At 65.4% G+C, this 15,628-nt stretch carries 18 protein-coding genes; 11 read left to right on the top strand and 7 right to left on the bottom strand.

Features of this window, described 5'->3' with window-relative positions; translation table 11 throughout:
• The 10 genes from KUL97_RS01870 to KUL97_RS01825 all read left to right on the top strand — a co-directional run bounded on the left by KUL97_RS01870 (position 1) and on the right by KUL97_RS01825 (position 7,173).
• Complete coding sequence (locus KUL97_RS01870) at positions 1–417, top strand: sodium:proton antiporter (protein WP_254896079.1); 417 nt, start codon at positions 1–3, stop codon at positions 415–417.
• Positions 414–662: a hypothetical protein gene (locus KUL97_RS01865; protein WP_217795239.1), complete on the top strand. Its 249-nt coding sequence runs from the start codon at positions 414–416 to the stop codon at positions 660–662. The genes KUL97_RS01870 and KUL97_RS01865 overlap by 4 nt, the downstream gene beginning before the upstream one ends.
• Positions 659–928 (top strand): monovalent cation/H(+) antiporter subunit G, encoded by a 270-nt coding sequence (locus tag KUL97_RS01860; RefSeq protein ID WP_217795237.1) that lies wholly within the window; start codon positions 659–661, stop codon positions 926–928. Before KUL97_RS01865 ends, KUL97_RS01860 begins: the two co-directional genes overlap by 4 nt.
• A complete protein-coding gene (locus KUL97_RS01855; protein WP_217795235.1) occupies positions 925–1,425 on the top strand; it encodes a hydrogenase subunit MbhD domain-containing protein in 501 nt (166 codons plus the stop codon). Before KUL97_RS01860 ends, KUL97_RS01855 begins: the two co-directional genes overlap by 4 nt.
• Positions 1,422–2,081 carry a Na(+)/H(+) antiporter subunit B gene (locus KUL97_RS01850; RefSeq protein ID WP_217795233.1) on the top strand — a complete coding sequence of 220 codons (660 nt, stop codon included), beginning with the start codon at positions 1,422–1,424 and terminating at the stop codon, positions 2,079–2,081. The genes KUL97_RS01855 and KUL97_RS01850 overlap by 4 nt, the downstream gene beginning before the upstream one ends.
• An 82-nt stretch (positions 2,082–2,163) precedes the next feature.
• Complete coding sequence (locus KUL97_RS01845) at positions 2,164–3,849, top strand: SulP family inorganic anion transporter (RefSeq protein ID WP_254896078.1); 1,686 nt, start codon at positions 2,164–2,166, stop codon at positions 3,847–3,849.
• A 74-nt stretch (positions 3,850–3,923) separates the two neighbouring features.
• A complete protein-coding gene (locus tag KUL97_RS01840) occupies positions 3,924–4,373 on the top strand; it encodes a phosphate-starvation-inducible PsiE family protein (RefSeq protein ID WP_217795231.1) in 450 nt (149 codons plus the stop codon).
• Positions 4,374–4,614: 241 nt separating this feature from the next.
• A complete protein-coding gene (locus KUL97_RS01835; RefSeq protein ID WP_217795229.1) occupies positions 4,615–5,586 on the top strand; it encodes a sigma-70 family RNA polymerase sigma factor in 972 nt (323 codons plus the stop codon).
• 10 nt (positions 5,587–5,596) lie between these two features.
• Positions 5,597–6,868, top strand: a complete 1,272-nt coding sequence (bioA, locus tag KUL97_RS01830; protein WP_217795227.1) for an adenosylmethionine--8-amino-7-oxononanoate transaminase — start codon at positions 5,597–5,599, stop codon at positions 6,866–6,868.
• Positions 6,869–6,933: 65 nt separating this feature from the next.
• Entirely contained in the window at positions 6,934–7,173 is a 240-nt protein-coding gene (locus tag KUL97_RS01825) for a hypothetical protein (RefSeq protein WP_217795225.1), read from the top strand.
• A gap of 2 nt (positions 7,174–7,175) precedes the next feature.
• Here KUL97_RS01825 and KUL97_RS01820 read toward each other — a convergent pair whose 3' ends face one another.
• From KUL97_RS01820 to KUL97_RS01800, 5 genes are read right to left on the bottom strand one after another with little or no spacing between them, the layout of a single operon-like run.
• Positions 7,176–7,577, bottom strand: coding sequence for a fasciclin domain-containing protein (locus KUL97_RS01820; protein ID WP_217795223.1), 402 nt, complete (start codon positions 7,575–7,577; stop codon positions 7,176–7,178).
• Positions 7,577–8,881 (bottom strand): CO2 hydration protein, encoded by a 1,305-nt coding sequence (locus KUL97_RS01815; RefSeq protein WP_217795221.1) that lies wholly within the window; start codon positions 8,879–8,881, stop codon positions 7,577–7,579. Before KUL97_RS01815 ends, KUL97_RS01820 begins: the two co-directional genes overlap by 1 nt.
• A complete protein-coding gene (locus tag KUL97_RS01810) occupies positions 8,878–10,377 on the bottom strand; it encodes an NADH-quinone oxidoreductase subunit M (protein WP_217795219.1) in 1,500 nt (499 codons plus the stop codon). Before KUL97_RS01810 ends, KUL97_RS01815 begins: the two co-directional genes overlap by 4 nt.
• Positions 10,378–10,387: 10 nt before the next feature.
• Positions 10,388–12,259 carry an NAD(P)H-quinone oxidoreductase subunit F gene (locus tag KUL97_RS01805; protein WP_217795217.1) on the bottom strand — a complete coding sequence of 624 codons (1,872 nt, stop codon included), beginning with the start codon at positions 12,257–12,259 and terminating at the stop codon, positions 10,388–10,390.
• 53 nt (positions 12,260–12,312) lie between these two features.
• Positions 12,313–14,166, bottom strand: a complete 1,854-nt coding sequence (locus KUL97_RS01800) for an APC family permease (RefSeq protein ID WP_217795488.1) — start codon at positions 14,164–14,166, stop codon at positions 12,313–12,315.
• 116 nt (positions 14,167–14,282) lie between these two features.
• Here KUL97_RS01800 and KUL97_RS01795 point away from each other — a divergent pair, with 116 nt between their 5' ends.
• Positions 14,283–14,666 carry a hypothetical protein gene (locus tag KUL97_RS01795; protein ID WP_217795215.1) on the top strand — a complete coding sequence of 128 codons (384 nt, stop codon included), beginning with the start codon at positions 14,283–14,285 and terminating at the stop codon, positions 14,664–14,666.
• Between the two features lie 6 nt (positions 14,667–14,672).
• Here the strand turns inward: KUL97_RS01795 and KUL97_RS01790 are convergent, their stop codons facing one another.
• Together KUL97_RS01790 and KUL97_RS01785 are read right to left on the bottom strand one after the other, a co-directional pair.
• Positions 14,673–15,092 carry a hypothetical protein gene (locus KUL97_RS01790; RefSeq protein ID WP_217795213.1) on the bottom strand — a complete coding sequence of 140 codons (420 nt, stop codon included), beginning with the start codon at positions 15,090–15,092 and terminating at the stop codon, positions 14,673–14,675.
• Positions 15,093–15,166: 74 nt separating this feature from the next.
• Positions 15,167–15,475 carry a hypothetical protein gene (locus KUL97_RS01785; RefSeq protein ID WP_217795211.1) on the bottom strand — a complete coding sequence of 103 codons (309 nt, stop codon included), beginning with the start codon at positions 15,473–15,475 and terminating at the stop codon, positions 15,167–15,169.
• Between the last annotated feature and the right edge of the window lie 153 nt (positions 15,476–15,628).

Below are 15,628 nucleotides of genomic sequence, written 5' to 3'. Positions count from 1 at the left end.
ATGTTTTTGCTGAGCTGCCTGTTTCGGCTGCTGCTGTGGACCTTGCTCACCGCTGATCTCAGTGCGGTGAACCTGGCGATCGGCGCTGGCCTGGCCGTGCTGCTCCCCCATGCCCGTGGCCCCAGACATCCACTGGCGCCAACGCTGCGGGCGTTAGGGCGCAGCTTGCTCGCCGTACCGCTGGCCTATGGCGAAGCTCTCGCCCTGATCAGCTCCGGCGATCGGGAGCAGGAGAGCTGGATCGAGCGACCCGCCGGTGATCCCCGCCATCGCCTGCTGATTTTCCTGGAGGTGCTTGCCATCACCCTCACACCCTTCACGATCGTGCTCGGCCTCAACGACGGCAGCCGCGGCCCGCACTACAAGATTCATCAGCTGCGGCCGCGCCGCGGCAAGCCCGAGGAGCTGCAGCCATGACCCTGCTGCTCTGGGGCATGGTGCTGGCCCTGTTGATCCCGATTGCCGTGGTGTGCAGGCCCTGCAGCGTGTGGGACCGCATGGCCGCCTTCGGCAGCATCGCCTCCAAGGTGGCCCTGATCACCATGGTGGTGGCGGTGCTGCGGGGCGACTGGATGCTCGGCCTGGTGGGAGCGATCAGCCTCAGCGCCGGCAACGCCGGGATGCTGCTGCTGGCCAATCTGCTGCGGGAGGTGGAGCGATGAGCTTGCTGCTGCTGGGGGCCGGATTGGCGTTGTGGTTCTGGGGAACCTGGCCGCTGCTGGAGCAACGCAGCTATTTGAGCAAGCTGCACAAGCTCTCGGTGTCCGACACGCTCGGCTCCGGGTTGATGCTGCTTGGCTTGCTGCTGCGCATCCCCAGCCAATGGCCCCTGCTGGCGTTGGCCCTGCTGGGGCTGATGGTGTGGAACACGATTTTTGGCTACGTGCTGGCGCGCTGCTCGCAACCCGCGGAGGTGAACCAGCGATGAACGCTCCCCTCAGCCTCGGCAGCGAACTCGATCTGCTCCTGCCGATCACCGCTTTGCTTCCGATCACCGCACTGCTGCTGGTGAGCCAGAGCAATCCCTATCAAACCCTTGTGCTGCGGGGCATCTTGGGTTCTGTGGCGACGCTGCTTTACGCCTTGCTCGGCGCTCCCGATGTGGCACTCACCGAGACGTTGGTGGGCACGCTGCTCTCCACCACGCTCTACGCCGTGGCCCTGCGTTCCTCCATGGCCCTGCGGCTTGAAGATCGCCGCACCAAGCCCGACCCCAACCGCGATGCTCAGCTCATGGCTTGGATCGCACCGCTGCATCTGCGGCTGCGCTGGCAGGCAGACGCCAGCCATGGCTGGCTCAACGACAATGGCCAACTGGTGCTGCTCCAGCCGCCCCTGCGCCGGCAGCTGCAGCAGTGCCCGGGCTACGCCGAATGGCGCGCCAGCGGCGGCGAACTGCATCTGGCTTCCGAGGTCCAACCATGACCTGGCTGTATCTCCTGGCGGCCATCGCCCTGTTTGCAGCGCCACTGGCCAGCCCCTTGCCCGACGCCGCAGGGATCACCCCCCTGATCGAAGCGCTCAAGGCGCAGACCCAGGTTCCCAACCTTGTTTCAGGCGTGATCCTGCACACGCGTCTGTTCGACACGGTGGCGGAAGTGGTGGTGTTCACCCTGGCGGCCATCGGCGTGCGCCTGGTGCTGGCTGGTGATCCGGAGCGCAAACGGATCCGCTCACTCGACGACGCGCCCTCTCAGGTGCTGTGTGAGCTGGGCTCCACCATTGCCGCCCTGGTGGCGGTGGAGCTGGCGCTACGCGGACATCTCAGCCCCGGCGGCGGCTTTGCGGCGGGGGTGGCCGGCGGCTCAGCCATCGGCCTGTTGCTGATCAGTGGCGGGGCGGATCGCAGTGAACGGCTCTACAGGCTCTACCGCGCTGATCTGTGGGAAAAAGCGGCGGTGGTGGGCTTCCTGCTGGTGGCCCTGATCAGTCTGGTGGGCCTGGATCCAGCAGCGGGTCGCTTCGGCAGCCTGCTGAGCGGTGGCTGGATTCCCCTGCTCAATCTGTTGGTGGCCCTGAAGGTGACGCTGGGCTCCTGGGCGATGGTGCAACAGCTGTTACGCCACCGAGGCCTGCTCTGAGCACCGCGCCACCTCGCAGCAGAACCCCACCCAGATTCCGCGCACACCCCCTAAGGTTCCGCGCCAACCCTGTTCTGTTGCGATGACCTCCGCCTCGGCCCCACCCGGGCGTTCACCGCTGCGGCTGCTGAATCACATCAGCACCAACAACATCAAGGGCGATCTGTTCGGCGGTGTGACTGCCGCCGTGATCGCCCTGCCCATGGCCCTGGCCTTCGGTGTGGCCTCTGGCGCCGGCGCTGCTGCCGGCCTCTGGGGCGCCGTGCTGGTGGGTCTGTTTGCCGCGCTGTTTGGCGGCACCCCCACGCTGATTTCCGAGCCCACCGGTCCGATGACGGTGGTGATGACGGCCGTGATCGCCAGCCTCACCGCCAGCGATCCTGAAAACGGCCTGGCCATGGCCTTCACCGTGGTGATGCTGGCTGGTGTCTTCCAGATCGTTTTCGGCTTCCTCAAGCTGGGCCGCTACGTGACCCAGATGCCGTACACGGTGATCTCGGGCTTCATGAGCGGGATTGGCTTCATCCTGATCATTCTTCAGCTCGGGCCCTTCCTGGGGCAGGCCATCCCGAAAGGTGGGGTGATGGGCACCCTCAAGGCCCTGCCGCAACTGATCAGCAGCGCCCGGCCCTCCGAGGTGGTGCTGGCCGTGGTCACCCTGGCGATTCTCTGGCTCACCCCCAGCCGGGTGAAGAAGATCGCCCCTCCCCAGCTGATCGCCCTGGTGCTCGGCACGATCCTGTCGCTCACATTGCTGAGCGGTGGTGGCGAGGAGATCCGCCGCATCGGTGAAATCGCCTCCGGCTTCCCGCAGCTGCGCACGCCCTATTTCGATCTGCCGCACCTCAGCAGGATGCTGATCGATGCGGCCGTGCTGGGCATGCTCGGCTGCATCGATGCGCTGCTCACGGCCGTTGTCGCCGACAGCATCACCCGCACCGAGCACGACTCCAACAAGGAGCTGATCGGCCAGGGCCTGGGCAACATTGCTTCCGGGCTATTCGGTGGCCTCGCCGGTGCCGGCGCCACCATGGGCACCGTGGTGAACATTCAGGCCGGCGGACGCAGCGCCCTCTCGGGCATCAGCCGCGCCGTGATCCTGATGGTGGTGATCCTCGCCCTCACCGGCGTGGCCGCCCAGATTCCCCAGGCTGTGCTGGCCGGCATCGCCCTGAAGGTGGGTGTCGACATCGTGGATTGGGGCTTCATCAAACGCGCCCACCGCATCTCGATCAGCGGCGCACTGATCATGTACCTGGTGATCGCCCTCACCGTGCTGGTGGATCTGATTGCCGCCGTGGGCATCGGCGTGTTCATCGCCAACATCCTCACCATCGACAAGATGAGTGAGCTGCAAAGCAGGAGCGTGAAGTCGGTGAGCACCGGCGATGGCGATCTCGACATCAGCGATGAGGAGCGCCGCCTGCTGGATCAGGGCCGCGGCCAGGTGCTGCTCTTCCAGCTCAACGGCGCGATGATCTTCGGCGTGGCCAAAGCGATCGGCCGTGAGCACAACGCCATCGGCGAGTGCAAGGCCGTGGTGTTCGATCTCACCGAGGTGTCGCACCTGGGCGTGACCGCGGCCCTCGCGGTGGAGAACGCTGTGGAAGAGGCGATTGAGAAAGGCCGCGAGGTGTTTGTGGTGGGGGCCAGCGGCACCACCCAGCGCCGGCTCGAGAAGCTCGGCCTCTACAGGAAGCTGCCATCGGAGCGCACAAGCATCGATCGCCGCGATGCCCTGCAGCAGGCCGTCGCCGGCCTGGCCTGAACTCAGGCCTCTTCCCCCAGGGCATCCCTCCGCTGGATGCCCTTTTTTCATGCGTTGTTTGTGATCCCCAGCTGATGAAGCTCTTCGACGACAAGCAGTTCCTCAACGCCATCCATAGCTACGAACGGCAGCTGGCCAAATTGCTGGCGATCCTGCTGGCGGCGGTGGTGGGCTTCGCCGCACTGGAGCTGCTGGTGGAAACCGGCGTGGGACTGGTGGAGCGGCAGACCAACTGGTTTGACGGCAGCTTGATCAAGCTGCTCGATCGGCTGCTGCTGATCTTCATCGCCCTGGAGGTGCTCCAAAACGTGACCGCCTACCTGCGGGATCAGGTGGTGCAGATCGAGCTGGTGCTGCTCACCGCCCTCACGGCCGTGGCGCGAAAGGTGATCGTGCTGCCACCGGGCACCGAAAACAAACCAGCACTGATGGCCGGCTTCGGCGTGATCGTGGTGGGCTTGGCAGCGGCCTACTGGCTGGTGCGGCAGGCACGCCGTGATCACCAGCCCGCTCAACCCTCCTGAGTGGCTTAATCCGGTGATTTCATCAACAAAAACACCGATCGGATTAGGAATGCGTTAAGTACAGGAGCCTGCTGGGAAATGAACACCAAGCCCTGGGTCAGATCGCAATCATGATGCGGTGTCTGGCGGATTGATCAGCTGCGCTGATCAAGGCGATTGCCGTTGCTGCATCCGCACCAAAACCCACCCACCCCGGCGCAGATGTCCTTAACGTTTCGCCACCCCACAGACATCTCTCTCGATGCCTGCGCCACAGAAGCTCCGCAAAGGAGACTGCGACGCAATCAGCCGGCACCTGCGTGCCATCGGCCGTATTCCGCTCCTCTCCGCTGACGAGGAAATCAGCCTGGGCCGTGCCGTGCAAAACGGCCGGCGCCTGCTCGAAGCGGCTGAAGAGCTCAAACTCCGCTCCGGCGGCCAGGAGCCCAGCTTGGAATCCTGGGCCAGCAATGTGCAGCTCACGCCCCGCCAGCTGCAGCGCGAACTGAAGCTGGCGGAACGCGCCAGTGAGCGCATGGTGACCGCCAACCTGCGGCTTGTGGTGAGCCTGGCGCGCCGCATCAGCCACCGGCGCCTTGATCTCGAGGATCTGATCCAGGAGGGAACGCTTGGGCTGATCCGGGCGGTGCAGCGCTTCGATCCCACCCGCGGCTACAAGTTCTCCACTTACGCCACCTGGTGGATCCGGGAGGGCATGGGGCGTGCCCTGCAGCAACAGAGCCGCAGCATCCGCTTACCGGCCCACATGCAGGATCGCCTGCAGCGCTTGCGTCGCTGCCAGCAGGAGCTGCGCCAGATGCTGGGCCGTGAACCCAACCTCGAGGAGCTGGCTGAAGCCACCGAGCTCAAAGTGCTCGATATCCGTGAAGCCCTGTTCCGCGCCCAGGAACCCCTGAGCCTCGACAGCAGCCACGGCCAGGACGACGACCTGCGCCTGCTCGACACCCTGCGCTGCGACGCCCAGCTGCCCAGCGATCAGCTCACCGCGGCCCATCTGCAGACCGACCTCGTGGCCCTGCTCGATGAGCTGCCGGAGCAGGAAGCTGAATTGCTGCGGCTGCGCTATGGCATCGATCAACCCACCCCGATGAACCTCAGCGCCGCGGCCCGGCAGATGGGGCTCAGCCGCGACCAAGCACGGGGCATGGAGCGGCGTGCCAATGCAGCGATCCGCCGCCTCTCCGATCGGGTGATCGACTACCTGGAGGCCTAAGCATCACCCCATGAGCTGGCACCCCCACCTCTGGCATCCCACCACCCAGGTGGCCACCAGCCCGATTCCCCTGCAGGTGGCGCGCGCCCGCGGTTGCGTGCTCGAGCTGCAGGATGGGCGCCAGCTCATCGATGCGATCAGCAGCTGGTGGGTGACGCTCCACGGCCACGCCGAGCCTTCGATTGCCGCCGCCATCGGCCGCCAGGCCCTGCAGCTGGAGCAGGTGATCTTTGCCAACTTCAGCCATCAGCCGGCGGAACAACTCGCCTCCCGCCTAGCCGCCCTCACCGGGCTTGAGCGGCTGTTCTTCTCCGACAACGGCTCCACCGCCGTGGAGGTGGCTCTCAAAATTGCCTGGCAGTGGTGGCGCAACCAGAGCAGCGATCGCCGCCAGTTGATTGCCTTTGAGGGGGCTTATCACGGCGACACCTTCGGGGCCATGGCCGTGGGGGATCGCTCGATCTTCACCGACCCCTACGAGGAACTGCTGTTCGATGTGGCCCGCATCAGCTGGCCCCACACCCACTGGGGTGACACCTCGGTGGAGGAACGAGAAGCTCAAGCGCTCCAACAGCTGGAGCAAGCCCTCGCCGTGCCCACGGCGGCCGTGATCATTGAGCCGCTGATCCAGGGAGCTTCCGGGATGCACATGGTGCGGCCGGCGTTTCTGCGGGCCGTGCAGGAGCGGGTGCAGGCCCACGGCGCTTTGCTGATCGCCGATGAGGTGATGACCGGCTTCGGACGCACCGGGTCCCTCTTTGCCTGCCAGCGCGCCGGCCTGAAGCCCGATCTGATGGCCCTCTCCAAAGGGCTCACCGGCGGCTTCCTGCCCATGGGGGTGACCATGGCCAGCGAGCGGCTGTACCGCGGTTTCATCAGTGAAACCCCCGCGCAAACCTTCTTCCACGGCCACAGCTTCACCGCCAATCCGCTCGGCTGCGCCGCCGCGCTCGCCAGCCTCGATCTGCTGCAGCACAACCCCGAGCGCTACCAGCAGTTCGATGCACGCCACATCCCGTTGCTGGAGGAGCTGGCGCAGCAGCCGCTGGTGAAGCACATCCGCAGCCAAGGCACGGTTGCCGCCTTCGAACTCGATGCCGGCAACACGGACTATCTCAATCCGATCGGCAAACAACTGCAGCGCCTTTGCCTCGATCAAGGGGTGTACATCCGACCCCTGGGCAACGTGGTGTATCTGCTGCCGCCGCTCTCGATCAGCGAGGCGCAATTGCAGCAGTGCTATACAGCGATCCGATCCGGCATCGAGATCCTTCAAGGCTGAACCAAAACCCTTGACGCCGCCCCGCCATCCGATACAAAAGCCCCACGGACGCCTGCGATCTGGCCATGCCTGACACCTTTGCCCTGCTGCTGGCCGCCGGCATCATCGGCACTTCGGTGGCCCTGGCCAGCGCCATCCTGTTCGACGAGGCCAGGGGCCGGCAACGCACCATCGAGCATTACCGCAAGCTGGAGCGCGAGCGCATCCTGCGGGTGCGGCGTTTGCACAATCAAGTGCGCAAACCCAACAGCGGTCGCGGCAGCTGGGATCACTATCTCGACGGCAAAAATCAAAGAGCCGCCTGACTTCACCCCGGCAGGATCACCCGATCAATCACATGCACCATGCCGTTGTCGCACACCACATCGGCGGTCACAACGGTGGCGTTCTTCACCTCAAAGGGATCTTTGCTGCGGATCGGAATCGGAGCACCTTCCAGGCTGTCCCAGTTGTCCTCAGCCACCAACTGCTCGCGGCTGTAGGCACCGGAGAGCACGTGATATTTGAGGATCCGCGCTAACTGCGGCGGGTTATCCACCAGGGTTTGCACTGTGCCTGGCGGCAGAGCTGCAAACGCGTCGTCCACCGGGGCAAACACGGTGAAGGGGCCTGGGCCCTCCAGCGCATCACGCAGCCCAGCGGCATCTACAGCAGCGAGCAGGGTGTTGAACACGCCTACGGAAGCAGCGGTTTCGAGAATCGAAGCCATCAGCGGTAGTCCTGGGATTGAATATCGGCTAGGCGGGCCTCCGGCCGCAGGAAGCGATCCATCTGCGCCTCGAAGAAGCGGCGGTTCGCCATCAGATGCTCGGAGTTGGTGTCATCCAGCGGGTAGAGCAGAGCGCAGCGGAGGGCCTGAATCACCGCGGAGGTCACGTTGTACATCGAGCGCTGGAAGGTGATCCCCAGCTGCACCAGCTCATCCTCCTCACCGCGCTTGTGCTCCCGGTAGATCTCCTTGAGATAAGGAGGCAGAAAATGCAGCATGTCCTGCATCAGCAGGGTGGGAGGAATGCCGGCTGAGCCCACGGGGAACACATCGGCGTAGAGGATGCCGTAGTGGAAATCCGCCTGATCCGCCGGCACCTGGCCGGCCTGAGCGTTGTAGCTCTTGGTGCCCCGGAAGGGTGCAGTGCGATAGAACACAGCCTCCACATAGGGCAGGGCCGCCTCATAGAGCCAGGTGAAACCCTCGCTCTTGGGGACGATCTCGTAGCACTCCTCGCCGATATAAAGGTGGTGGTAGATCGGGCGCCCAGCTGCCGCAAAGATGCCGTTCACGAGGAACTCCATCGCATCGGGCACGCCCTTGAAGCCACCCTCGTCGTAGATGTCGCTCATCTCGAAGAACACCGGCGCCATCACTTCCCAGAAGAGACCGAGGTTGGCGGTGTAGCTCAGCTGGCGCACCTGCTCCAGGAACATGTCCGGGAACAGCGCATAGAGGCCGAGCATCAGGGGGTTGCCTTTGAAGTAGGCCTTGATCGCCCGATCGGCGTTGGCCTTGTAGGCGTCGCTCTCCAAGTAGTCGTTGAAGCGGCCGCCCATACCCTGGTGCCAGAGCATGGCCTGCATACAGGCCTCGGCGAACTCCATGTTCACCCGGTCATGCCAGAGGTGATGGAGCAGCTTGGGCATGCGGCCGGTTTCGCCGCGCTCCATGAAGGCCAGAAGTTCCGGATGCGCTTTCTCACCGCCGCGCCAGATGCGCAGCTGTGATTGATCGCCCGCATAGCTGTTGGGGCGATCGAGATACTCCTGGGGGATGAAGTATTTGAAGGCCGGCAGCGGATTGAGAAACACCCGCTCCGCGATGTAGAGCAGGTCGCGCCAATAGAAGTCCATCGGCACGGCGTAAGCCTTGTAGATGCCGATGATCTGCTTGAGATTCTCCGGGGTGTCGGGCAGCATCGAGCCGCCGGCTTCCAGCCGATGGATCACATCGGCGTAGCGGTGGGTGGAGAGGGGAATCAACGGAACCTTGCTGCGCTCCGAGGCGACGGTGGCAGTCATGCGGGGAGCTGGGCGGAGTTGACGGTGGCGGGAGCCATGGCGATCACAGTGACGGCGTCACTGGAGCGCAAGGCCAGCGGAGCAGTGGCCGTTTCGCTGAAGCCGGTGAGCATCGAGGGCCAGAGGCCCGCCACCAGCACCAGAGCGGTGAGCACCAGAGCCGGAGCCCGCTCACCCCAGCTGGTGCTCACCCAATCGGCGCGGTCGTTATCGAGGCGGCCAAAGCCCACGCGGTTGAACAGGCGGATGGCGTACACGGCCGTGAGGCCGGAGGCCAGCAGGCACACCAGCGTGGGCCAGGGGAAAGCCACCCAGCTGCCCTCAAACACCAGCAGCTCGGCCACAAAGCCCGCCAGGCCGGGCACACCAGCCGCGGCCAGTAGCGCCAGCAGCATCAGCCCCAGGGTGAACGGCAGACCCCGCTGCGGATTGAGCAAACCCGAGAGCTCCGGGATGGCGCTGGTGCCGGTGCGCAGCTCGATCAGGCCCACCAGGCAGAACAGCAGCGCAATGATCAAACCGTGAGCCAGCATCTGGGCGATCACGCCCTGCAGGCTCAGCGGTGTAGCCGCCGCCAAAGCCAGCAGCAGCATGCCCATGTGGCCCAGCGAGCTGTAGGCCACCAAGCGGCGCATCTCCAGCTGAGCAATCGCATTGAGGGCGCCGTAGATGGCGCTGATCGCCCCCACCGCTGCCAGCCAGGGCGACCAGGCCGCCCAGGCATCCGGCAGAAACTCCAGGCCGAAGCGCAGCAGGCCGTAGGCGCCCAGCTTCGACACCACACCGCTCATCAACATCGCCACCGGCGTGGGCGCCTGGCTGTAGGTGATCGGCTGCCAGCCATGCAGGGGCACCACCGGCAGCTTCAGGCCGAAGGCCAGGAGCACCAGCGCCAGGATCCAGCGCTGCTGCTCAGCCGTGAGGTTGTGATCCGCCAGGGCGGCGTAGCTGAAGTTCAGGCCGCCCGGTTGCAACCAGCCCAGGGCCAGCACCGCCGCCAGGAGCGCCACGCCAGACACGGCGCCGTAGGTGAGGAAGCGGATCGCGGCGCCAGCTCGGCGCTCACCACCCCAGGTCGCCACCAGCAGGGTGGTGGGGATGAGGATCAACTCGTAGGCCAGCAGGAACAGCAGGGCATTGCGGGCCAGGAAGGCACCGATCAGGCCCACGTTCGTGGCCAGCATCAAGGCAAAAAACAGGCGCGAGCGGCTCTGATCCACCGGGCTCGCCATCACGGCCATGGCCGTGAGCAGGGCCGCCAGCAGCACCAGCGGCAGGGTTAGCCCATCGAGCCCCAGCTCAAGCCGTAGGCCCAGCTGCGGCAACCAGTCGGAGGAGATCGCTGCCGGTGGGTGCTGACAGAGCCAGAGGCCATCGAGCAGCTGCAGCAGGGCAGCCGCCAGGGCACCGCGGCGCACCCAGGGGGAGCCAGCGGGCAGGAGCGGCAGGAGCAGGCCCGCCAGCAGGGGGATCAACAGGAGAAGCAACAGGTCCATGGCGTTCACGTCAGCGGGACAGGAGCCAGGCGGCCATCAGCAGCACGCCAAGCACGAGCGAGAGGGCATAGGTCTGGGAGCGACCGCTGGTCGTGTAACTGAGGCGGCGGGCTCCCTCCATCGCCGCACCACCGGTGCCGCTCGAGAAGCCATCCACCAGCTGCTGATCGCTCCAGGCACTCAACCGCGCCAGGCCCACCACCAGCGCCACCACGGTGCGGTGATAGAAGGCCTCGGTGTGCATGTCTTCCGCCAGCCAGTGCTGCAGGCCGCCCAGGCCGGAGGGCAGCTCGGCCAGGGGATGGGGGCGCAGATAAAACCAGGCTGAGGTGCCCGCACCCACCAGGGTGGAAAGCAACAGCGGCCAGCCCATCGGCCCCCAACCCGGCACGGGAGAGAGCGTGTAGACGCCCAGGTGCACCAGCAGCTGGGGGATGTGCAGCACCAGGCCCAAGAGCAACATCACGGGTAGCACCATCAGCCACAGCACCTCGGGCGAGCGCACAGTGAACGGCGTGGTACGGCCACCCCAGATCAACCCGAACACCCGCATCAGCGCCGCGCTAAGCAGACCATTGGTGATCAGCACCAGGCCACCCAGCACCAGCGGCATTTGGCTGTTGGCCGCCAGCTCCAGCAGTTCCCTCAGGGCGGCGAAACCACCAAAGGGCGGCAGCCCAATCAAGCCGGCGGCGCCAGCCAGGAAGGCAATCCCCATCAGCGGCCGGCGGCTCCACAGGCCGCCCAGCTGCGTGAGGTCTTGGGTGACGTTGCTGATCACGATCGTGCCGATCGCCATCAGCATCAAGGCCATCGGCAGGGGGTACACCAGCAGCAGGTGATCGGCCACGCCGATGCCGCCCAGGCCCACCGCCACAAACAGCAGCCCCAGCCAGCTGCTCACCAGGAAGCTCAGGGCGCGCTTCACATCGAATTGGCCTAGGGCAATCAGTGAGGCCACCAGCGCCGTGGTGCCGCCCACCACCACCAGCACACCCTGCACCAGGGGGCTGAGGGCGATCAGCGGCTCCAGGCGCAGCAGCACCCAGGCACCCCCGATCACCACCACCGAATTGCGCAGCACCGTGGAGGGCAGCGGGCTCTCCATCGCTTCATCGAGCCAGAGGTGCAGCGGAATCTGGGCGCATTTGCCCATCGGGCCGGCCACCAGGGCCAGCAGGATCAGCTGGAAGCCGGGGGGCAGGGGCTGAGCGTTGTTGGTGAGATCCGCAGCCCAGGCCTGCAGGCCGTGGAAGTTCCAGGTGCCGGTGATCGGCAACAGCGCGATCACACCCGCCAGCAGGATCAGATCGCCGATGCGCTTGGTAAGAAAGGCATCGCGGGCCCCCTTCACCACCAGCGACTGGTTGTACCAGGTGCCCACGATCACGTAGGTGCCCACCGTGAGCAGCTCCAGCAGCACGTAGCTGAAGAACACCGAATCGGTGAGCACCAGACCGCACAGGCCGGCCTCAAAAAAGCTCAGGGCACCGAAGAAACGCGGCCAGCCCCAATCCATCTCGAGGTAGCCGATCGAGAAGATCTGCACCAGCACGTGTAGGCCGGTGATCACCGTCATAGCGATCAGGCCGGGTTCGGTCACCAGGCCATCAAACCCGATGCTCAGGCCTGAGGTTTGCAGCCAGATCCACTGAAAGCTCGGCGGGGCATAGATCGCCGCCTGACCGGCCTCCGAATTGCTGCTCAGGCTGAGCAGCGCCATCAGGCTGTGGCCGAAGGCGATCGACACCATCAGCAGGTTCATGTACCCCGAGGGGCGCGGCCCCGTTCGGGAAATCAACCCGGGCGACCACAGCAGGCTGAACAGCGCCCCCAACAGGGGATACAGGGGAACCAGCCAGACCGTTCCAAGCCAGGTCACGTATTGAACGGCTCAAGGTGGCGGAAAGGTAGTCACCTGAACGATCAGATGGGTCAGGCCGGCAGGTAGTAGCGCACCAGGGTGAACACGCGATTGCGGCGTGCATCCAGGCTGCGGCGCATATTCACGCCCCGCTGATTGAGCAGCAAGCCATCGAAGCGGTAGCGGGGAATGGCCATCGGCATCACGATCGTGAAGGTGGTTTCGGGATGGCGCTGCTCTTCCTGGGCCACAAACTCCGCGAAGGGATCCACCAGCGAGGCAAACGGGCTGTCCAGCAGCACCAGCTCCAGGCCCTGGGGCTCGGGATCCCCCACGCACTGCTGCCATTGCCGGCGGATCTGCGTGGGGTCGTCGTCTTCCGCCAACACCCACACCGCCACCACCCGATCCGACACGGTGGCGGCGTAGCGGAGCGCATCCAGGCTGGGGCGACTGAGGGAGGGCACCCACACCAGGCTGGTGTTGCCCACAGGATCACGGCGCGCAGGCAGGCGCAGGCTGCGGTCGTCGCCGGGATTGAGCGTGATCGCCCGGTAGACGCTGTCGTAGCGGTAGCGGATTCGAGCCAGCATCCACACCAACAGGGGGATGGCGATCACCACCGTCCAGGCGCCTTCATCGAATTTGCTCAGCACGATCACGATGAGCACCACAAACGTGGTGAGTGATCCGAGCGCATTCATCAACAGACGCCCCAGCCAGCCGGGGCCACGCAACCGCCACCAGCGCACCACCATTCCCGCCTGCGAGAGCGTGAAAGCGCTGAACACACCGAGGGCATACAGATTCACCGCCACGGTGGTGTCGCCTTCGCACACCAGGATCACCAAACCGGCGGCCACCAGCAGCGCCACAATGCCGTTCTGAAACACCAGTCGATCGCCGATCCAGGCCATCTGGCGAGGCAGGAAGCGATCCTGCGCCAGCATCGCCGCCAGGCGCGGAAAGCCTGCGAAGGCGGTGTTCGCCGCCAAGGCCAGGATCAGCAGGGTGGTGATCTGCAGGGCCCAAAACAGGGGACTGCCCTCACCGAACACGCGAATCCCAATCTGCGCCAACACGGTGCGATCAGGGTTCGGGGCCACGCCATAGAGCCAGCCCAGCCCGCTCACCACAAGGAACATCAGGCTGAGCATCGCTCCCATCACGAGCATCGTGCGCTGGGCACGCTTGGCGGCGGGCTCGCGGAACACCTTCACGCCGTTGGCAATCGCCTCGATGCCGGTCATGGCGGAGCAGCCAGAACTGAAGGCGCGCAGGATCAAGAACAACCCCAGCGGTTCCATCGCCCGCACCACCGGTGGAGCATCCGGCGTGAAGCCATGGGCAAACACCAGGTTTTGCAGGCCGAACAGGGCCAGCAGCACCACCATCACCACAAAGGCATAGGTGGGAATGGCAAAGGCCCTGCCCGCCTCCTTCACGCCGCGCAGGTTGGCCCAGCCCACCAACACCAGCAGCACCAGCGCGATCGGTGTTTCGTAGGGCAGCAGAGCCGGCAGGAGCGAGGAGAGCGCCTGGGTGCCGGCCATCAGGCTCACCGCTGCGGTGAGGGTGTAATCCACCAGCAGCGAAGCCGCGGCGATCAGGCTGGGCCACGTGCCGAGGTTCTCCCGCGCCACCACATAGGAGCCGCCGCCCTGTGGGTAGGCCTCAATCGTTTGCCGGTAGGAGAGCACCACGATGCCGATCAGCAGCACGATGGCGCCGGTGATCGGCAGCGAGAGCTCCAGCGCCTGGCTGCCCGCCAGGATCAGCACCCCTAGCGCCGCCTCGGTGGCATAGGCCACCGACGAAAGCGCATCAGAACTGAGGATCGGCAGCGCCTCAAAGCTGGGCAGCTTCTCCGAATCCGACTGACTGCGCGGCAGGGGTTTGCCGAACAGCCGTCTGGCCAGATTGATCAGCACGGGCTGAGGGGGATCTGCACCCAGGATGCATCGCGTTGCCGCGAATGGCCCCCTTGCCGCGAATACGCCGCCGGTGCCATGACGGAACCAACGCTGCGGAGGGAGGGCCAATGCGCGCCACCCTTCATCAGCTGTTGCAGCAATTGGTGCAACGGGGTTGGCCGAAGATTGATCAGCCTGAAGAGCACCGCAGGAGCGGCGGCCAGGCCCCCTGGTGGACGATCGATGTGGGATGTGTGGCGCTCGGCAACGTCACCACCGTGACGCTGCATCCCTGGCAACACGGGTTGCTCGAGTTTTCGATCACCGTGCTGGTGGATGGCGATGACACGATCCAGTCGTTCGAGCTCGACTGCAATGCCATGCCGATCCCAGTGGCCCTGGTGAACTGGTGGGGCAACTTGGACATCGCCCTGGCCCAGGCCACGCAACTCAAAGATCAGCTGATCGCCGCCTGGGATCGTGAAATCAGCACGGGCGGCGACCTTCCTTAAATAGCTTCAGGCGAAGCGGCGGCGGCCGTCGTTGAAGGCACCAAACTGAGCCACCTCACCGCGGCGCTCACTGGCGCGGGCTTCGCTCAGCTTCCACACATTGCGGCTGACGCGCCGCGCCCGCAAGCCGCCACGCTCCACCTCGGCGCTTCCGGGACGGGCACCCATCAGATAGGTGACCTCAGCAGTGCTCAAGGGAGCACCGGTTTGCAAGGCCAGCTGGGTGAGCTCCAGCCGCTGGCGCAGAGCCGCCACATCGCAGCTGCCGCCATCCTCGGCTTCGTTCCACATCCAAGGCAGCTCACCACTGGCCGCCATCTTCTGCATTAGCCCCATCCCCACCAGCGCCAGGGCCTGCTCAGCGTTGAGATCGGCGGCTTCAGGGGCGGAAGCAGCGGGGGCGGGGGCAGAACGCTTGGCGGCCACGGGCAAAGCTGCGAGTGATGGCCGGACGGTACCGGCTGCAACGCCAGGCGCAAGGGGCCCAGGCGCCTGGCGGATCAACTGCGCCGCAACCAGTCCGGTGCCTGACCAAACCAATCGCCGAGATCACCGGGATCCTCAGGATCAGGACGGAACGGCGGACCAGGCTCCGGATCACCGAGGTCGAGTTCCGCCATGAGACGATCCAGGTGGTCGCCGGTGCTGGCCTGCTGGCGTCGACGTGCCTGCCGCAGCCAATCGGCAACGGTGCGGTCGCGATCCGCAAACTTCTGCAGATAAATACGTTCGCCCAGGGTGACGGCATCCCCACTGCCGATGCGGGAGACGATCGCCTGAAGCTTGAGACGGGTCGAAGCACTGAGCATGGCGAGCAACGCTCGGATGCCCTGTGTTAGACGCGCTGGAGCCAGCGGTTGTGTGATTGCGCACGGTTGCGGCGCCACGTCAGCAAGCGAGCACGTGAAGTGGTGGCGGTAAGATCGCGCGGCATTTGAGAGCAGCCTCCGCCTTGCCGCAAC

This window comes from Synechococcus sp. HK05 (genome assembly GCF_019104765.1).
Lineage (GTDB): Bacteria > Cyanobacteriota > Cyanobacteriia > PCC-6307 > Cyanobiaceae > Vulcanococcus.
The sequence above is the reverse complement of the archived record's forward strand: the minus strand, read 5'-3'. Positions and strand labels throughout refer to the sequence as shown.